This is a genomic window from Nonomuraea sp. NPDC050328 (assembly GCF_044459405.1).
Taxonomy (GTDB): Bacteria; Actinomycetota; Actinomycetes; order Streptosporangiales; family Streptosporangiaceae; genus Nonomuraea.
In genome coordinates this window covers 187,227-205,287 of the sequence record NZ_JBITIW010000011.1, presented here as the reverse complement: position 1 = coordinate 205,287, position 18,061 = coordinate 187,227, and the positions used below count along the sequence as shown (strand labels likewise).

At 70.4% G+C, this 18,061-nt stretch carries 18 protein-coding genes; 7 read left to right on the top strand and 11 right to left on the bottom strand.

Translation table 11 applies throughout. The features are described from left to right. Positions 1-50 precede the first annotated feature (50 nt). Both ACIBG7_RS34895 and ACIBG7_RS34890 read right to left on the bottom strand, forming a co-directional pair. A complete protein-coding gene (locus ACIBG7_RS34895) occupies positions 51-353 on the bottom strand; it encodes a hypothetical protein (protein ID WP_397338980.1) in 303 nt (100 codons plus the stop codon). A gap of 26 nt (positions 354-379) precedes the next feature. Next, entirely contained in the window at positions 380-1,471 is a 1,092-nt protein-coding gene (locus ACIBG7_RS34890) for an alpha/beta fold hydrolase (RefSeq protein WP_397338979.1), read from the bottom strand. On the opposite strand from ACIBG7_RS34890, the gene ACIBG7_RS34885 reads away from it, so the two are divergent. Next, positions 1,430-2,377 (top strand): helix-turn-helix transcriptional regulator, encoded by a 948-nt coding sequence (locus tag ACIBG7_RS34885; protein ID WP_397338977.1) that lies wholly within the window; start codon positions 1,430-1,432, stop codon positions 2,375-2,377. The two genes, ACIBG7_RS34890 and ACIBG7_RS34885, sit on opposite strands and share 42 nt — an antisense overlap. 25 nt (positions 2,378-2,402) lie before the next feature. Here ACIBG7_RS34885 and ACIBG7_RS34880 read toward each other — a convergent pair whose 3' ends face one another. Further along, positions 2,403-4,229 (bottom strand): hypothetical protein, encoded by a 1,827-nt coding sequence (locus tag ACIBG7_RS34880; protein ID WP_397338976.1) that lies wholly within the window; start codon positions 4,227-4,229, stop codon positions 2,403-2,405. 40 nt (positions 4,230-4,269) lie between these two features. Further along, positions 4,270-4,863, bottom strand: a complete 594-nt coding sequence (locus ACIBG7_RS34875; RefSeq protein WP_397339066.1) for an SDR family NAD(P)-dependent oxidoreductase — start codon at positions 4,861-4,863, stop codon at positions 4,270-4,272. A gap of 226 nt (positions 4,864-5,089) precedes the next feature. On the opposite strand from ACIBG7_RS34875, the gene ACIBG7_RS34870 reads away from it, so the two are divergent. Further along, positions 5,090-5,485, top strand: a complete 396-nt coding sequence (locus ACIBG7_RS34870; RefSeq protein WP_357926122.1) for a helix-turn-helix domain-containing protein — start codon at positions 5,090-5,092, stop codon at positions 5,483-5,485. A gap of 3 nt (positions 5,486-5,488) precedes the next feature. Here the strand turns inward: ACIBG7_RS34870 and ACIBG7_RS34865 are convergent, their stop codons facing one another. Continuing rightward, positions 5,489-6,070, bottom strand: a complete 582-nt coding sequence (locus tag ACIBG7_RS34865) for a TetR/AcrR family transcriptional regulator (RefSeq protein ID WP_397338975.1) — start codon at positions 6,068-6,070, stop codon at positions 5,489-5,491. Positions 6,071-6,163: 93 nt separating this feature from the next. Between ACIBG7_RS34865 and ACIBG7_RS34860 the strand changes: the two genes are divergently transcribed. The 3 genes from ACIBG7_RS34860 to ACIBG7_RS34850 all read left to right on the top strand — a co-directional run bounded on the left by ACIBG7_RS34860 (position 6,164) and on the right by ACIBG7_RS34850 (position 8,482). Continuing rightward, entirely contained in the window at positions 6,164-6,889 is a 726-nt protein-coding gene (locus tag ACIBG7_RS34860; RefSeq protein ID WP_397338974.1) for an alpha/beta fold hydrolase, read from the top strand. A 184-nt stretch (positions 6,890-7,073) separates the two neighbouring features. Beyond that, positions 7,074-7,775: a 3,4-dihydroxy-2-butanone-4-phosphate synthase gene (locus tag ACIBG7_RS34855; protein ID WP_397338973.1), complete on the top strand. Its 702-nt coding sequence runs from the start codon at positions 7,074-7,076 to the stop codon at positions 7,773-7,775. Further along, positions 7,772-8,482 carry a C39 family peptidase gene (locus ACIBG7_RS34850; RefSeq protein WP_397338972.1) on the top strand — a complete coding sequence of 237 codons (711 nt, stop codon included), beginning with the start codon at positions 7,772-7,774 and terminating at the stop codon, positions 8,480-8,482. Before ACIBG7_RS34855 ends, ACIBG7_RS34850 begins: the two co-directional genes overlap by 4 nt. A 128-nt stretch (positions 8,483-8,610) precedes the next feature. On the opposite strand, the gene ACIBG7_RS34845 is transcribed toward ACIBG7_RS34850, so the two are convergent. Continuing rightward, positions 8,611-10,413 carry an alkyl/aryl-sulfatase gene (locus ACIBG7_RS34845; protein WP_397338971.1) on the bottom strand — a complete coding sequence of 601 codons (1,803 nt, stop codon included), beginning with the start codon at positions 10,411-10,413 and terminating at the stop codon, positions 8,611-8,613. A gap of 149 nt (positions 10,414-10,562) precedes the next feature. Here ACIBG7_RS34845 and ACIBG7_RS34840 point away from each other — a divergent pair, with 149 nt between their 5' ends. Further along, positions 10,563-11,222 carry a GAP family protein gene (locus tag ACIBG7_RS34840; protein ID WP_357926107.1) on the top strand — a complete coding sequence of 220 codons (660 nt, stop codon included), beginning with the start codon at positions 10,563-10,565 and terminating at the stop codon, positions 11,220-11,222. A 3-nt stretch (positions 11,223-11,225) separates the two neighbouring features. Here the strand turns inward: ACIBG7_RS34840 and ACIBG7_RS34835 are convergent, their stop codons facing one another. The 4 genes from ACIBG7_RS34835 to ACIBG7_RS34820 all read right to left on the bottom strand — a co-directional run bounded on the left by ACIBG7_RS34835 (position 11,226) and on the right by ACIBG7_RS34820 (position 15,139). After that, complete coding sequence (locus tag ACIBG7_RS34835; RefSeq protein ID WP_357926104.1) at positions 11,226-11,594, bottom strand: phage holin family protein; 369 nt, start codon at positions 11,592-11,594, stop codon at positions 11,226-11,228. 1 nt (position 11,595) lies between these two features. Next, the gene (locus ACIBG7_RS34830; protein WP_397338970.1) at positions 11,596-12,120 is read right to left on the bottom strand and encodes an LURP-one-related/scramblase family protein; all 525 of its coding nucleotides are present in this window, start codon (positions 12,118-12,120) and stop codon (positions 11,596-11,598) included. 270 nt (positions 12,121-12,390) lie between these two features. Further along, a complete protein-coding gene (locus ACIBG7_RS34825) occupies positions 12,391-13,989 on the bottom strand; it encodes a SulP family inorganic anion transporter (RefSeq protein WP_397338969.1) in 1,599 nt (532 codons plus the stop codon). A 145-nt stretch (positions 13,990-14,134) separates the two neighbouring features. Further along, a complete protein-coding gene (locus tag ACIBG7_RS34820) occupies positions 14,135-15,139 on the bottom strand; it encodes a metallophosphoesterase family protein (RefSeq protein WP_397338968.1) in 1,005 nt (334 codons plus the stop codon). A 318-nt stretch (positions 15,140-15,457) separates the two neighbouring features. Between ACIBG7_RS34820 and ACIBG7_RS34815 the strand changes: the two genes are divergently transcribed. Continuing rightward, positions 15,458-16,429, top strand: coding sequence for a zinc-binding dehydrogenase (locus ACIBG7_RS34815; RefSeq protein ID WP_397338967.1), 972 nt, complete (start codon positions 15,458-15,460; stop codon positions 16,427-16,429). Here the strand turns inward: ACIBG7_RS34815 and ACIBG7_RS34810 are convergent. After that, positions 16,418-17,929 (bottom strand): alpha/beta hydrolase, encoded by a 1,512-nt coding sequence (locus ACIBG7_RS34810; RefSeq protein WP_397338966.1) that lies wholly within the window; start codon positions 17,927-17,929, stop codon positions 16,418-16,420. The genes ACIBG7_RS34815 and ACIBG7_RS34810 overlap by 12 nt on opposite strands. Positions 17,930-18,061 lie beyond the last annotated feature (132 nt).

Genomic DNA, 18,061 nt, shown 5'->3' with positions numbered 1-18,061 from the left:
CAGCAGGAGCCGGGCCGCGCCCACCCTCGGGGGCGTGGACGCGGCCCGGCTCACCCCCTGCTGATCACCACCATCCCGGGAAAGGTTCCCCGCCCATGACCACCGCCCACCCCGGCACACTGGCGACCGCCGCCTTGCAGGACGTGCTCGTCGACGTCGCCGAGCTGGCCGGACACCTGCAGCGAGACGCTGAGCGAACGCAACACCCTGGAGTCGCTCCCCTTCGGCCGGCTCACCACGGCCCAGGCGCTGGCCGCCATGGACGCCGGCTTGGACCGCGTCGCCGCCGCGGCCACCTCCTGGCTGGACAATCCGGCCGTCGGCCGCGACCCGGTGACCGCCGACCTCCTCACCGCCAGGGCCGGCCTGTCATCGCGGCTCAGGTGGCGTCGTGCTGTTCCAGCCACTTCAGGATCGCCTGGTTCGTCTCCTCCGGCTTCTCCTGCTGGATCCAGTGACCGCAATCCAGGCTGACCACCTCCACGTTCGGCACGTACTGCGCCAGGTTCTCCCCCCGTGCGACCAGGTCCCTGTCGCCGTAGAGCATGAGCGCGGGCTGGCGGATGACCGGGTCCACGTCCGCCAGAAGGTGCCAGTTGCGGTCAAGGTTGCGGTACCAGTTGATGCTCGCCGTGAACCCGGTCGACTCGAAGGCCGAGACGAAGACGGCCAGCTCGCTGTCGCTCATGAGCGGCTCCCCGGGCGCTGTTTCCGTCCTGACGAGGTTGATCATCGCCATTCCCGGCTGCGGCTCGCTCACGGGCACGTTCTTCCGGAAGAGGTTGCCCAGAAACCGGGCGGTGTGTTGGTCGAGCACGGCGTCCGCGACGCCCGGCTGTCGGTTGAAGTGCACGAAGTAGAAGTCGCCGCCGAGCACGGCCTCCATGGCTTCGATCCACGGCCGCTCCCCGCGCTCGGGATAAGGGAGGCTGAGCGCGATGACCTTGTTCACCCTGGCCGGATGCAGGAGGGTCAGCCCCCACACCACGAACGACCCCCAGTCATGACCGACGAAGGTGGCGTCGCCGTACCCGTAGTGATCGAGAAGCGCGACGAGATCGCCCGCCAGATGGCCGATGTCGTAGTCGGTGACATCGCCGGGGCGCGAGGAATGGCCGTAGCCGCGCTGGTTGGGCACGATGACGTGGTAGCCGGCCGCGGCGAGGGCCGACATCTGGTGACGCCAGGAAAAGGCGTGTTCCGGCCAGCCGTGACACAGCACGATGGGCTTTCCCGCACCTCGCTCTCCGGCCTCGAAGACCTCGAGTTCCACGCCGTTGACGGCGATCCGGGTGGGCTGGGGGAAATCGGTGGAGTTGAGCACTGGCCCGTCCTCATGTCGGTGCGCTCCGTTGTTGGAGTCGCGCCGCCATCCTGACGACCGGAACAGGTCATCTCCTGAGCGGTTTGGTGTGGCAGTGTCGTCGGCATGCGAGCAGACCGGCTGGTGGCCATCCTTCTCCTGCTGCAACAGCGCGAGCTGGTGACGGCGGCGCAGGTCGCCCGCGAGCTGGAGATCTCCGAGAGCACCGCCCGCCGCGACCTGGACGCGCTGGCCATGGCCGGGGTCCCGGTGTACTCGGCGCAGGGCCGAGGGGGTGGCTGGCGGCTGGTGGGCGGCGCCCGCACCGACCTGACCGGGCTGACCGCCCCGGAGGCCAGGGCGCTGTTCCTGATGGCCGGCCCGGCCTCGTCGGCGAATCCGGCCGCGCGGGCCGCTCTGCGCAAGCTCGTCCAGGCCCTGCCCGAACCCTTCCGAGCGCCGGCGCAGGCCGCGGCGTCGTCGAGGCTGGTGGATCCGCGTCGCTGGGGGGTGAGCCAGGTCGAGTATCCGACCCCGCCCTTCCTCGACGCCCTCCAGGACGCGGTGATCCGGGGTGTCCGGACGCGGCTCGGGTACGTCGACGGCGACGGCTGCGCAACCGAGCGGATCGTCCACCCGCTCGGCGTGGTCGCCAAAGGACCGACCTGGTACGTCGTCACCCACACCGACGCCGGTCTGCGCACGTTCCGGATCGACCGCGTGTCCTCCGTCGAGCCGACCGGCGACCCCGTGCACCGGCCCGAGGGGTTCGACCTCGCCGAGAGCTGGCGGGAGATCGCCGACGATCTCGACCGCAGGCGAACACCCCTCGAAGCCCACGCCGTGTGCGTTCCCGACGCGGTCGGCAAGCTCCGGATGGGCTTCGGGGACCGGCTGGAGGTCGGCGGCTCCACGGCCGGCGGCCGCATCGAGGTCGTCATCCGCGGCTACGACGAGTACTCGCTCGCGGGCGAGCTCGCCGGGCTGGTCGAATGGCTCGAGGTGACCGGCCCGCCCGGCGTGCGGGACCACCTCGCGTCGATCGGCCGGACCCTCGTCGAGCGATACCGCTGAAACAGCCGCCGGTGCTTCTCCGGGGTTATGGGCGACGCTTGAGCGCCTTCAGGACGACCCGCTTCTGCGCCTTCCCCGGGAAGACCACGACCAGGTGATGCTCCTCCCCCGCCGCGTCGATCCGGTGGTGGACCCGGAGCCGGTACCGCCCCTTTCCCGCGACCGCCAGGTTCGGGATCCGCACTCCGGCGCCCACCTCGGCGCCGTCGACGATGTCGTCGATGCCGAGCCGCCCGGTACGGCTGAGGATCGGCACCTCGACGACCTGGTCCCACCCACCTGTCCGGGGCGGCGGGGCCGTACGCAGCCCTTTGACCGTCAGGCAGAGGTCGGAGACATCCCCGAGATGGCCGACCAGCACCGTCCCACCGGCCACGCCGACGAGATCGTTGTCGTAGAGCGCGTCGATCGCTTGCTCGATCTCCACTTCGCGGGTCTGCTCATCGCCGTCGTAGACCGCGTAGCCGTGGTCCCCGTCGGCGAACAGGAAGTACTTGGACGACGCCTGCACGACTCCCTTCGTCCGAGGCCATGGGTCGCGGCACTTGGCGTTCTCCTTGCGGATGTAGTCCTGGTAGCTCGCCTGCGTCTCTCGGGACGACCGCAGCAGCTCAGGGCGTCGCGCCCCGATGACCCCCGGGCAGGCGTAGACCAGGTCTCGATCGTCCGCACCCCGGGAGGCGCGCTCGCTCCCGGCCCGCTCCAGGATCGCCTGCTGCTCCTCGCGATCACGCACGTGGCACAGCGCCCGCCCGTACGCGAGCACCTCCTGATCCGACAGGTCGAACGGGAACATCGGCGGCACCCCGCCCATGGTGTCCCTCGCCTTGCACAGGAACACGTGCTCGCGTTCTTCCGGCGGTACGTCGCCGAAGTTCGCGTAATACCCGCAGTCGTCACCGGACCCGAGGTAGGTGTGCCGTGACACCCGCTCCGGCTGGATCGACCCGACGACGGGGAGGACGATCACCGCCGCCAGGCCCACGCGGGCGAGCCGCCCCCACCTCGGCGCGACACCGGCCTCGCCGCGCTCGGCCGGCATCTCCCGCGCGATCGCCGCCGTCCACACCGTGCCGACCAGCCAGGTCGTATGGAGGATGAGGTGCATCGCCAGGAAGCGCTCGGGGAGGTCGGCGTGCCTAGAAGGAGCGCCGAGGAGGTGTTCGAGCAGCGAGGAGAGCGGAATCACCACCAGTTGCGCACCGGCGAACGCCCACCCGGCGATGAGCGTCCCCCGGCTCCACCGGCCATCCCGCCGCAGTCCGACGAGGACCACGACCGTGCCGACCACCCCGGAGAACGTCGCGACCGGCTCCATGACCTGCCAGGGGCCCACCTCGGGCAGGTCAAGCTCGTTCAGCAGGTCGTTCACCTGCACGAGCGTCTCCACCGCGAACACCGCCCCGGCCGCCACCCGCAGCCCTCGCGACCGCCACCGGACGACCAGGAGGTAGAGGCCGTAGATCCCGCTCCAGAGCACGAGGTGCAACGCCGCCCGCGCCCAGTCGGGAAGCAACGCGAGCGGCAGCCACAACACCAGCGACACCGCCACCGCGAGATACAGCAACCCGCGCAGCCACGCCTCACGCCGGTCGAGCGCCCCTCGCCGCGGGGCCCGCAGAACCAGCCACACCATCCCGGCCTTCATCAGGCCTGCCACGACCAGCAGACCCGTCAACAGCCCGCTGAAGCCCGGCTCCCCGGTCGTCGCGGAAGGCCAACGGATCGGCGGCGACCACAGGACGGCCGCCCAGAGCCAGGCATCACCCAGCACCAGCCCGGCAGCCACCGCGACCAGAAGCAGGCCTACCGCGCCAACCCTGACGAACCGCCATAACCTCTCGGAGAGCATGAGAGGCGATCTTATTGCGACGCCGCCCCGCCCCGAGCCGTCAGCGGGTGAAGACGCGTTCGGCTTGGTCGCGCCGGGTGTGCAGGTCCCAGTAGAGCGGAGCGATCTCCTCGGCCTCCGCGGTCGGGGCTCCGGGAGGGCCACCGCCGCCGATCCACACGTCGATGGCGACATGCGCGACCTGGATGCCGGTGCCGTCCAGCTCCTTGCGCAGGTTGAGCACCCAGTTGCGCAGAGCTCCCTGGGCGGCGTTGGCGTTGGCGAGCATCGGGTGCGGGTCGACCGAGCCGCCGCCGTTGGTGAACAGCAGGGTGCCCGCGCCCGCTTCACGCATCGCGGGGAGGACAGCCTGGGTGGCGGCGATGGCGCTGTAGAGCAGCAGGTCGATCAGCCACTGCACGTCGGACGGGTTGGTCTGGGACGGGAAGGTGAGGGCCACGGTGTCGATGCTCGGGGCCGGGGAGTGCTCCAGGACGTCGATGCCGCCGAACAGGGTGGCGGCGTCCTTGAGGGCCTGGGTCAGCGCGTCGTGGTCGAGCACGTCCGCCGGGAACGCGGCGGCGGTGATGCCCTCCGCGGCGAGCCGCCCGACGAGGCCGTCGAGCTTGGCCCGGTTGCGGGCGATGAGAGCGATGTTTAGCCCTGGGAGCCGAAGGTGCGGGCGATGGCGAGGCCCATGCCGGGGCCGGCGCCGACGATGGCGAGTGTAGGCATGATCAGTGTCCCTTGAACGTGGAAAGCGAGTTTCGGAGGGTACGGCGTCGCCAATTCCTACTATTTGTGCGCAACGTCAAGATAGGACAGCATGGAGAGGCGTACAAAAGGCACATCACTGTGCGTCACGGAGAGGAATGTGCGTCATGGAGCACGCAGGGGACGCCGCTGCGAGCCGGGGGCCCTGCGCGGCGATCCCGGCCGACCAGATGGACTTCATCCGCCAGATCCTCGACCGGATCGGCGACAAGTGGAGCATGCTGATCATCTCGCTCCTGGAGGACGGCGCCCTGCGCTACACCGAGCTGCAGCGCGACGTCCCCGGCATCTCCCAGCGCATGCTCAGCCACACCCTGCGCCAGCTCCAGCAGGACGGATTGATCACCCGCACGGCCTACGCGGAGGTCCCGCCGCGCGTGGAGTACGCCCTCACGCCCCTCAGCCGCGGGCTGCTCGACATCGTCAAGCAGCTGATCGGCTGGGCCGCCGACCACCGCGACGAGATCCGCGCCCACCGCGACCGCGCCGCCGCCGGCTCCTGATCACTATCCGGCGGTGAGAGCGGGCCAGGCGAGCATCGCCGCGTCGGCCACGCCTTCGAGCGCCTTGCGCCCGGCGCCGTCGCGAGCCTGCTGGTTCATCCCCTGGATGACGGCGGCGTAGAAGGTCGCGACCGCTTCGGAGTCGACGCCCGGGGCGAGCTGCCCGGCCTCGATGTCCTCGCGCACGCGAGCGGCGAGGGAGGCTTTGGTGGCCTCCCGCATGGCGCGCATCGCGGCCAGGACCTCCTCCGAGCCGGGCGCGCAGTTGGTCGCCGCGCTGATGATCAGGCAGCCCGGCGGGTGGGCCGGATCGGCGTAGTCGGCGGCCAGATCGCGCAGCAACCGGCCGATGGCGGTACCGGCGTCGGCGGCGGGCCGCAGGCCGGTCGCGTGGGTGCGCAGGTAGAGCTCGACCGCCTCGTCGAAGAGCCTGCGCTTGTCGCCGAAGGCCGCGTACAGGCTGGGCGGGTTGATGCCCATCGCCTTGGTGAGCGAGGCGATCGAGGTCGTCTCGTAGCCGTGCGTCCAGAACTCCCTGAGGGCGATGGCCAGGGCCTGGTCACGGTCGAACGCTCGGCGGGTCACCGTCCCACCCTATCCCGTTTTGTAGCGGTCGCTACAGTTCTCTGCTAACTTTAGCGATCGCTACAGCAAGCATCGACGGCAAAGGACCCGACCATGTCTCTCCTCCTCATTCACGGCGCAGGCGGCAGCATCGAGGACAACTACGGCCCGATCATGGAGGGCCTCACCGCCCGGCACGCCGTCGCCGCCCTCGACCTGCCCGGCTCCGGCACCACCCCCGCCGCCTCCGCGCCCCTGACCCTCGACGACCTGGCCGACCGATACCTCGCCGCGGCCGACGCCCGGGGGCTGGGCACCTTCGCGGTCAGCGGCTACTCGCTCGGCGGCCCGATCGCGATCCGCCTCGCGGCCCGTCACCCCGAGCGCGTCACCCGCCTCGTGCTGACCGCCACCTTCTCCCACGCCGACACCCGCACCGACCTCGCCGCCTCGATCTGGCACCGGCTGTACGCGACGGGACAGCACGACCTGCTCGTGCAGTACCTCAACCTGCTCGCGCTCAGCGAGCCGGCTCTCAACTCCCTCACTCCCGCCCAGCTCCAGGCGGCCGTGACGCAGGCCGTCCCGTCCATCCCCGCCGGCACCCCGGACCAGGTCGATCTCGTACGGCGAGCGGACGTGCGCGCCGACCTGGCCGCGATCACGATCCCTGCCCTGGTCATCGTCACCACCGAGGACGGCCTGATCAGCCCGGCACTCCAGCGCGACTTGGCCGCGGCGCTACCGCAGGCCGAGGTGGCCGACCTCGCCACCGGCCACCTGCCCTTCGCCGAGCGGCCGGAGGAGTGGCTGAAGCTCATCACCGACTTCCTGGCCTAACCACCGGCCGCGATCACTGCCCGCTGCCGAAACACCTCGGCACTGGACCGCCCGACGGCGGATCCCACGACCCACCCCTACGGCCCCTCCAAACGCGGTGTCGCCGCAGGTCAGCCTGGGTGATCAAAGGGGGGCTTCGAGTATGTGCATGGGGTGTGAGCCTGCAAGGGATCCGAGGTCAGCGGTGCTCGACAGGATCGATGAGGCCATCGCCGACCCGCGGGCCGGGCGGCCGGTGATCGTGGTCGATGACGAGGACCGGGAGAACGAGGGCGACCTGATCATGGCCGCCGGGCTGGCCACGGCGAGCACACTGGCGTTCTTCGTACGGTGGACCAGCGGCCTGCTCCACGCCCCGATATCGGCCGAGGTCGCCGAGCGGCTCCTGCTGCCGCCGATGGTGGCCGACAGCCAGGATCCGGCAGGGACGGCCTACCCGGTGTCGGCCGACGCCCGCGACGGCATCGAGTCGGGCATCAGCGCCGCCGACCGTGCGCTCACCGCCCGCCTGCTCGCCGACCCCGCCACCCGTCCCGACCAACTCCGGCGGCCCGGCCACCTGTTCCCGGTACGCGCACGTCCGGGAGGTCTGGCCGAACGGCGCGACCACACCGAGGCAGGCTGGTACGACGAGGAGTCGTTCTACGCCGAAGCCCGCCAGTGGGTGCTGCTCCTTCAGTTGGACGAGACAACGCACATGAGCTGGGGCGACGGGGCACATCATCTGGGGCGTCCGCCGGGACCACCTCGCTGCCCGCGCCTTCTCCAAGACCCTCTTCGACGTCCAGGACCACTGACGTCCAGCGCCGAGTCATACAAGGCTCATGTAGAGTCCGGCCCGATTGCTCACTCCTGTCCCGACTTCCCCCGGAGATCTCCCGCGTGAAGACGTTCCTTGCAAGGACCGCACTGGGCACCGTCGTGGTCTCGACCCTCGTCGCCCTCCAGCCGGGGAGTGCCCAGGCCGCCCCCGCCAGTACCCCGCTCCAGAGCAGCAGCGCCATCGCGCAGGCGACCGTACCCGCCGGGGCTCAGTCCCCCATCCGGGCCAAGCTCGCCATCAAGGAGGTCTACCAGACGACGGACTACTGGTGCGCCCCGGCGTCGGCCGAGATCTCCCTGCGCACGCTCGGTGTCAAGGTGCCCCAGGCGACCCTGGCCAAGAAGATGCGCACCACCAAGGAGAACGGCACGTCCGCCGAAGACCAGCTGCGGGTGCTGAACGCCTACGCCAAGAACACCGGGTACGCCTACGCGCCCGCGTGGGACGTATACAACGCCAAGCGCCTGGGCGAACGGCTCGCCTACAGCATCGGCGTGCTGCGCAAGGCCACTCCGATCCAGCTCTACATCGACCGGCTGCCCTGGTACAAGGGCGTCGACTTCGGCGCGCCGGACGTCGTTCACATGATCGTCGCCTACGGCTACGACAAGAAGGCGAAGACCGTCCTCGTCTGGGACCCCAACACCTTCGCCGGCGGGGGCGGCAGATACACCATCACCATGGCGCAGCTCGCCAAGGCCACCGAGTCGAACAAGCGAAACGAGTCCGGTCACCGCTACTGGGGCATGTACCAGCCGGTCAAGAACTGACCTCACCCAGAGCGTCGCGTAGTCCGCGCAAGCCGGGTGACAGGGGGGAGTGCCCGCGCCGGCCGGGGGCGAGCTTGAGGGGCCGGCTCGGGCCGTCCGGAACCTCCGGGTGGACGCCCCCGCACCGTCTACGGCGTGACGATGGGGAACTGGTGGTCAGGGGCCTCCAGCAGCGAGAGGATCTTCCCGATGACCGTGGCGTCGCCCTCGTGCGCGACGCCGTCGAGCTTGCCGCTCCCCAGCACCTGGAAGAGCTGCGGCTTGGTGAGCGTCACGGTGAGGTCGGCCGGCGGGCCGGACTGCGAGGTGGTGTGCCACAAGACACCGTTGGACAGCCGCATCCGGTAGGACTCGTCCAGGTCGGTGAAGGTCCAGTCGACGGTCGCCTGCTCGTGCCAGGCGCGCGGCCCGTTGACCTTCACCGCGATCGAGTCGAAGATCTGCCCGATGGTGAGCGCGCCGACCAGGTCGGGTCCCGCGGTGTCCGGGGCGGGCGGCTTGATCTCGCCGCGGAGCTCGTCGGCGCCGGTGAGGTAGAAATTGCGCCAGGTGCCGTTCTCCGCGCCGCGGCCGAGCCCGTCGTAGGCCGTGGCGAGCAGTTCGCGGGCCTCGGTGTTGGCCGGGTCGGCGAAGACGACGTGGTTGACCACCGTGGCCACCCAGCGCAGGTCGCCGTCCTCCAGGCTCTTGCGGGCCTGGGCGAGCACGTTGGCGGCGCCGCCCATGAACTCCACGTACCGCTTGGCCTGCTCGACGGGCGGGTGCTCCCACAGGTGCGCCGGGTTGCCGTCGAACCAGCCGAGGTAGCGCTGGTAGATGGCCTTGACGTTGTGGCTGACCGAGCCGTAGTAGCCGTGGGTGTGCCAGCGCTTCTCCAGCGCGGGCGGCACCTGCATCTCCTCGGCGATCTCGATGCCGGTCAGGCCCTTGTTGGCCAGGCGCAGCGTCTGGTCGTGCAGGTAGGCGTAGAGGTCGTGCTGCTCCGACAGGAAGGTGCGGATGCGCTCGCCGTCCCAAGTGGGCCAGTGGTGGGAGGCGAACAGCACGTCGGACTTGTCGCCGAACAGTTCGTTGGCCTCGGCCAGGTACTTGGCCCAGACCCGGGCGTCGCGCACGACCGCGCCGCGCAGGGTGAGCAGGTTGTGCAGGGTGTGGGTGGCGTTCTCCGCCATGCACAGGGCTCGCCGGTCGGGGAAGTAGAAGTTCATCTCGGCCGGGGCCTCGGTGCCCGGGGTGATCTGGAAGACGATCCTGACCCCGTCGATGACCTCTTCCTGGCCGGTGTGGGTGATGTCGAGCGTGGGCGCGATCAGCGACATCGTGCCCATGGAGGTCGTCATGCCCAGGCCGGCGCCGATCTGGCCGGTGGGGCCGCGCTCGAGGTCGGCGGCGTACATGTAGACCGCGCGGCGGGCCATCGCGCCGCCGGCGTAGACGTTCTCGCTGACCGCGTGCTCCAGGAAGCCCGCGGGAGCGACGATGGGGATGTCCTTGCCGTCGGTGACGCCGCGCACGCCGCCGAAGTGGTCGGCGTGGGAGTGGGTGTAGATGACCGCGGTGACCGGACGCTCGCCCCGGTGCTCCCGGTAGAGCGCCAGCGCCGCGCGGGCCGGCTCGACCGTCATGAGCGGGTCGATCACGATGACGCCGCGCTCGCCCTCGACGAACGTCACGTTGGACAGGTCGAGACCGCGAGCCTGGTAGATGCCCTCGCAGACCTCGAAGAGGCCGTGCTTGGAGACGAGCTGTCCCTGCCGCCACAGGCTCGGATTGGCGGTGTCGGGGCACTCGCCCGCCAGGAAGTCGTAGGCGTCGCAGTCCCAGACGGGCTCACCCTTGTCGTTCCTGACGACCGGGTCTTTGAGAGTGCCGAGAAACCCACGTTCGACGTCGTCGAAGTCGGCACGGTCTTCGAATGGATAGTCCCCCATGGCTGCTGGCCTACCCCTTGCGGCTGCGGCGCACCAGCGAGGCCCTGGTCTTTGCCCATTCATGGGCCCGGCAACCCTCGGAGGCTTTGCCAGCCGCTGAGATCACGTGACCCGGCCCTCGGGTAACCCCGCATCATGCGGAGCGACTGGTGAACGGCGCCATCGGGGACGTGCTGCCCCTGGCCCTAGGCGTGGCGATCAGCCCGATCCCGATCATCGCGGTGATCCTGATGCTGCTCGCGCCCCGGGCGGGCGGCACCAGCTTCGGCTTCCTGGTCGGCTGGGTGGGCGGCATCGTGGTCGCGACCACGGTGTTCGCCGTCCTGGCCAACGTGATCGGGCTGCAGTCCGGTGGGCAGCCCTCGGCCGCGGTGTCGTGGATCAAGATCTTGCTCGGCCTGCTCATGCTGGCTCTGGCTTGGAAGCAGTGGAGGAGCCGGCCCAAGGCGGGCGCCCAGGGCGAGTTGCCCGGCTGGATGAAGGCCATCGACCAGATGACCCCGGCCAAGGGCGCGGCACTCGGCTTCGCGCTGTCCGCGGTGAATCCGAAGAATCTCATGATGTGCGTCGGCGCCGGCGTCTCCGTCGCCCAGGCCGGTGCCTATGTCGTGCCCATCGTGGTCTTCACGGTGATCGCGGCTTCGACCGTCGCCATCCCGGTGGTCGCCTACGCGGTCGCCGCCGAGCGGATGCGCGGGCCGCTCAACGAGCTGCGTGGCTGGCTGGAGCAGAACAACGCCACCGTCATGTTCGTGCTCCTGCTGGTCATCGGGGCGGTACTGCTGGGCAAGGGCATCGGCGGCCTGTGATCGTCACACCTGGAGGACCAGGCTGAGGGCCCAGCTCACGACGCCGATGATGAGCGCTCCCCACAGCGCCGGCCAGAAGCCGCTGACGTGGAACGGCAGGCGGAGCAGGCCGGCCACCCAATCGGTGAGCAGCAGCAGGCCCGCGTTGACGACCAGCGCGAACAGCCCGAGCGTGAGCACGTAGAAGGCGCAGCCGAGCACGTGGATGAGCGGCTTGAGCACGGCGTTGACCAGGCCGAAGACCAGGGCGACCCCGAGCAGGGTGGCGATCGCCCCGGTGGTGGACCGCGCGTCCACGTCGATGCCGTCGACGACCATCGTGGCCACCCCGAGGGAGGCGGCCACGATGAGGATCTTGAGCAGTGTCCGCACGTCAGTGGCCTTCGTGGCTCAGATGGTCGATGCACACCACCACGGCGAGGAGCAGCGGGGTGTCCTCGCCTTCCACGATGGAGACGCCGTAGGTGTCGCGGACGCGCATCCAGCGCTTGGAGATGTTCGCGATCTCGACGTCGTCGCGGTGAATGGTGTACTCGTGGTCGACGAAGTCGCCCTTGGCGTGCAACTCGCTCGCGTCGCCGAGGTCGACGGTGAACCGGTCGCGCAGTCCGACGAGGTGTTTGTGCAGGGTGGCCACCGTCTCGTCACCGCGCTCGACGACCATCGTCTCGCGCACCCGGAGGATCCGGCTCTGGATGCGCAGCAGTTCGGCGCCGGAGGCGTCTTCCAGCACGAAGGTCTTGCGCAGGTGGAAGACCTTGCCGTCGACGTGGTAGACGCGCTGGCCGAGCCCGTTCTCGATCCAGTAGTCGTCGCCGATCGACACCATCTTCTGCTGGAGCTGGTACAGGGCGGTGACCGGCGGTGGGTGCTCGTCGTGCTTCCTGCCGAAGATCATGCCTTGAGTGCCTCGACCGTGTCGCGCAGGTCGAGGAGGCGTTCGCGGACCGTGGTGGCGGTCTGGACGTCCAGGTAGGCGATGGCGATCAGGTGACTCATGTCGTCCCTTGTTCTTGAGGGTGGAGACCGGCCTGCTCCCGCAGGTGGCAACGGTGGTGACGTTCCCGCCCGGCAGGCGAGGCAGGCGCAGGGCCGGGCCAAGTCCCGGCAAATCGTCAGGTCCGGCGCGGGTCCTGTCCCGCGATCAGCGGCGAGGCTCAGCGGGGGGTCAAGGTTGCTGGGCGGCGACCGCGGCCTCGTTGGAGTCGAAGTGGGTCAACCGCAGCCCGTAGTGGGTGAGCAGGTCACGCAGTTCCCTGGTGGCTCTGGCCACGACGAGGGTGCGGTGCTGGGCCTGCAGTTTCCCGATGACCTGGCGAAGCGCCTCCGCGCCGGTGGTGTCCACGTCCGAGATCGCCTCGGCGTCGAGGACGATGTCGGTCGCCGTCAGGCCCAGGACCTGTTCCTTGAACGCGGCGGCGTTGGCGAAGAAGAGGGGGCCCTCGAAGCGGTAGACCGCCGGTCCCGGTCCGGGCTGCCGGGCGCGGACGTAACGCCCGGCGGGCCCCGGTTCGAGTACGGCGGTGCTGGGTGAGGACGCTCGCCGTACCATGTCCACCGCGGACAGCAGGAAGGCGATGACCACCGCGGACAGCGACCCCAGGACGGGCACCCCGAGCATGCACACGGTGGCGATCCAGAACTCCGAACGCCGCAGGTGCCACAGCTCGGTCAGCTTGCGCACGTCGATGAGCCTGATCACGGCCACCGCGACGATGCCGGCCAGCGCGGCGTTGGGCAGGTAGGCGAGCAGGTCGCTGAAGAAGGCCAGCAGGACCGCGACCACCAGCGCGCAGACCACGCTGGGGATCTGCGAGCGGGAGCCCACCGAGTCCATGGCCGCCGTGCGGGAGGCGCTGGAACCGATGGTCATCGATCCGGTCAGCCCGGCCGCGATGTTGCTCACACCGAAGGCCATCAGCTCCTGGTTGCCGTCGATCGTGTAGTTGTGCTGCTCGGCGTAGCGGCGGGCGGTGAGCAGCCCGTCGGCCAGGGTGACCGCGCAGATCGCGATGGCGCCGGGGATCAGTGTCGCCCACTGGCCCAGGCTCACCCCGCTCGGGAAGTGCGGCACGGGCAGACCGGAGGGCACCGCGCCCAGGACCGAGACGCCGTGGCGGTCCAGCCCGGCGGCGGCGACCAGGACGGTGGCGGCGATCAGGGCGATCAGCGGACCCGGCAGTGCCGGGGCCACTCGGCGAAGCACCAGGATCAACGCCATGGTGCCGACGCCGACGGCGACGTTCCACCAGTGCGCCTGCGGGATCTTCGTCACGATCTCCCACAGTTCAGGGAAGAAGTGCTCCGAGGTGGTCTTGATGCCGAGGATCTTCTCCACCTGGCTGGTGAGGATCTCGATCGCCAGGCCCGCGATGAAGCCGACCAGCACCGGCTCGGACAGGAAGTTGGCCAGGAAGCCGAGCTTGAAGACGTAGAACAGCAGGAACACCAGCGCGCAGACCAGCGCCTGGGCGTAGGCGAGCTGCACGTAGTTCGTGCTGCCCGCGGCCGCCATGGCGCCGAGCAGGGAGGCGATCAGCGCCGCGATCGGCGCGTCCGGGCTGGCCACGAGCTGGCGGGAGGAGGCGAACAGCGCGAACACCAGCATCGGGACGATCGCCGTGTACAGCCCGACGACCGGAGGCAGGCCGGCGATCTGGGCGTAGCCGATGTTGAGCGGGATCGCCAGGGCGGCCAGCGTCACACCGGCGATGACCTCTCTCGGGAGCTGCGCCCGTGGCACGCCCCGCAGCCCGGCGAACATCATGGCCTGGTGCTACCCGGCCGATCATCCTCCTTGATCCCCGAATCCGGCAAAGTATGAACAGACGCGCATCAGGGCGCGCCACCCCCTGGGCGGTGAATGCCGTGCTGCTCCCCTACGACACCGACCTCCGCCTGCCCATCACCGTTCAGTCAGGCAGCCCGGGCAGCGCATGCCCCAGGTGGGCCGCCAGGTCGCTGGTCCTGCGGGGCGTGAGGCAGTGCCTGGCCAGACCCGCCTCGTCGAGGCGGCCGTCGCGAGCTTGGAAGAGGAACTTGGCGGCCGGGTGCCGTGCCAGGTCGGCCGGGTCGAGGGCGCCGGCGAGGCGATGTGCCGCATGGAGCAGGGCCGGTAGCGAGGATTGCAGGGTGGCGGCCCACTCCTCGAGTGCATCGACCCAGCGGTGGGTGGCTGGGTGGGGTGCGGAGGCGAAGCGTTCGATGGACCGCCTCAGCTCCGGCCAGGTGTAGTCCGGCCAGGGCTTGGACTTCAGGACGGGCAGCTGCCACGCCCGCCTGGCGAGGGACCAGTGGTCTGCGCGCGCCTGGACTGAGTGCAGCGTGGAGCCGGGCAGGCACAGCGCGGTCAGGTTCCAGCCGTGGCAGGCGCCGGTGTCGAGACCGAAGATCCTGCCGTCGCGGATCAACGGCTCGCGGCCCGTCACGTGGTGACCGAAGACGATCGGCTTCGGGTCCTGGTAGTGGTCGTGCCAGTGGCTGTCCGGGAACAGGGTGGCGAGTTCGCGTTCGCCGCTGGTCGAGCCGCAGAGGACCGCTTCCCTCTGGTCTGCCAGCGGGAGGCCGGGCTGGATCGCGGCGTGCACGACCCGGACGTGGTCGTTCTCGAAGTAGTACGGCAGGGTCCGCATCCAGTCGACCGCTTCGGCGTAGCCGTCGCCCAGTTGCAGGCGCGTGATCTCTTGGGCGTAGGAGAAGATGCCGCGCACGTGCTTGCGTTCGTGGTTGCCCATCACCGCGACCGAGTTGGGTCGTTCGCGGAAGAGGCCGATCACTTCTCCGGGCGCCGGTCCTCGGTCGACCAGGTCGCCGACGCTCACCAGCAGGTCGTCGGGGTGGAGGTCGACCTTCTCCAGCAGTTCGAGCAGTTCGTCGAAACAGCCGTGGATGTCACCGATGATCACGGTTCGCCGCATGCGGGCGATCCTAGGCAGGCGCCGGCTGGGCGCTCAACGGAATTCCCGGGCAGGGTGGGGTCGAGGTCGAGGCGCTTCGGAGGGCTTCCTTCGCCGTGGCCTACGGGCTCTCGCACGGGCCGGATCGTCCTGAGGCGTTCCGGCTGGCCGGCCTTTGCTTCGAGGGCACCGAGCATCGGGGGGCGATGACGCCTGGAAGGTGGGTGCGCTGGTGCTCGGCCTGGTCGCGCGAGGCCTCCGTTTCGGCTGACGTTTGACCTCAAGGCGACTTGAGGTTGCACGATGGCCGCGTTGCTTGCTGATCAGAGGAGAAGAACCATGCGAGTGGCCAGAGTGACGCGGTTCGGCGGCCCGGAGGTGCTGGAGCCGGGTGAAGCGCCGGTCCCGGTGGCCGGGCGGGGCCAGGTCCTGGTGGATGTGGCGGTGGTGGGCATCACGTTCGTCGAGACGCAGATCCGGCGCGGTGTGGACCGATGGCATGCCAGGCCGGCCCTGCCGTACGTGCCGGGAGGTGTGGCGGCCGGACACGTGAGCGCGGTCGGGCCGGACGTGGATGCGGCCTGGCTGGGGCGGCGGGTCATCGCGGATGTCGGGGACACCGGCGCTTTCGCCGAGCACGCGGTGGTCGACGTTGCCGGCCTGTCCCCCGTGCCGGACGGGCTGGGCCTGCCGGAGGCGGTCGCCCTGCACAGCGACGGCAGCACCGCGCAGGGTTTGGTGGAGAAGGCCGGCATCGGCCCCGGCGACCGGGTGCTGGTCGAAGCGGCGGCCGGCGGGGTGGGCAGCCTGCTGGTGCAGCTCGCGCTGGCGGCCGGCGCCCAGGTGGTCGGCGCCGCCCGCGGCGCGCGGAAGCTGGAGCTCATCCGGGAGTTGGGCGCGGACGCGGCGGTCGACTACTCCGAGCCGGACTGGACCGAGCAGGTACGGCAAGCGACCGGTGGCCAGGGGCCGACCGTGGTGTTCGACGGCGTCGGCGGGGCGATCGGGCGGGCCGCGTTCGAGGTGACGGCGCGCGGCGGCCGCTTCTCGGTGCACGGCGCGTCGAGCGACGCTCCCACCGTGATCTCCGCGGAGGAGGCACAGAGCCGTGGGGTGACCGTACTCGGCCTTGAGCAACTGGCGGAGTTCGGCCCGGACCTGCCGCGATGGGCGGAGGAGATGAGGTCGCTGGCCGCCGCCGGCACCGTCCGCCCGGTGATCGGGCAGACCTTCCCGCTGGAACGGGCCGGCGAGGCACACGCCGCGATCGAGAACCGCACAGCGGTGGGCAAGACCCTGCTATTGGTCTGAACCCGGCGGCGCCGGCCTCGCGGACGAAACGGTGCAGCTCGTGTCTGCCTTCGGCAGCACTCCATCGAGCAGGTACCGGCCGACCACGGTGTCGACGCACCGGTTGCCGGCCGAGACGTAGACGCCGTGCCGGTACGACCCGATCAGCGTGAGCATCCGGGAGCCGGTCAGCGCGCGGTGCATCGCCCGCTGGCCGGCGTAGGGCGTCGCCGGGTCGCCCGCGGCGCCGACGATCAGCGCGGGCACGGCGTTCGCGATCCTGGTGGCCGGTTCGACCGGCGTGTCCGGCCAGAACGCGCACGGGGAGATGTTGCGGACCAGCGGCCCGAACAGCGGTTCCGCGGCCCGGTGGCGCTGGATGTCGCGGTAGTACAGCTCCGGGTTCGTCGGCGCGGCGCGGTCGGCGCACAGGATCGGCGTCCCTGCCCGGTCCTCGGCCGTGCCGGAGCCGGTGAACAGGCCGTCGAGGAACTCCAGCAGCGACGCGGGCGGCGGGGTGCGTCCGGTCAGGGCGGCGGCCTCCTTCGCGAGGGCGGCGTACTCGGCGGGTCCGTCGTCGTAGAGCCGCGCGAACAGCCAGTACGGCACGACCGAGGCGTCCACCTGATGGCCGTTGACCTGCACCGGCTTCTCGGTGATCTTGTCGATGGCCGCCCGCACCTCCCGCACCGTGGCGCCCAGCCCGTACTCGCCGTCGCGTCCGGCGACCCAGGCGGCCCACCGGCGCAGCGCGGCCTCCAGCGCGGGAGCGTTGTGCCTGAGCAGGCGCGGGCCGTACGTCTCAGGATCGACCGCGCTGTCGAGCACGACACGGTCGGCGTGCGCGCCGAACATCTGCAGGTAGGTCGCGCCCAGGTAGGTGCCGTAGGAGTACCCGAGGTAGGACAGTTTCCTCTCGCCGAGCGCCGATCTGATCACGTCCATGTCCCGCGCGGTGTTCCTGGTGGAGGCGTACGGCAGGGCGCTGCGATCGTCGCGTGCGCATCCCTCCGCCAGCCGTCTGGCGAGGGCCACGCCGGCGTCGAAGGAACGCCGGTCGGGGCCGGCGGAGCGGAGGAACGTGTCGGTCTGCCATCGGCAGCGGATCGGGGTGCTCCGTCCGACGAACCTGGGGTCCATCCCCACCAGGTCGTACCGTTCGGCCAGCGCCGGCACCTTCTTGCCGAGGAGGACCTGCTGGATGCCGGTGGCGCCCGGCCCGCCAGGGTTGATCAGCAGCACCCCTCGCCGGCGGGTGGCGTCGGGCGCCTTGAGACGGGAGATCTCGATGGTGATCGTCCGGCCGGCGGGCCTGCGGTAGTCCATGGGCACCGTGACGCCGGCGCACTGGACACCGGCCTGGTCGAGCAGGGTGCCGAGCTCGTCCGCAGGGTCGGTGGCGCAGGCGCGCCAGGTGATCGGCTGCCGGTGGTAGCGGTCGGGAGCAGGGGCCGAGACCACCCCGCTCAGACCGGCGAGGGCGGTGATCGTGGCCGTGGCGGCCCAGGTGTGCGGCGACATCGTGCTTCCTTCCCGGGTTGCTGAGACGAGGTCGACGGTAGGCGGGCTCGTGCGGTCGTCGCGATCATGCCTGCCGCCGTTCTGGGGCGGGGGTTCGCTCCAGGAGGGGCCGGTGGTCAGCCCCAGGGGCGG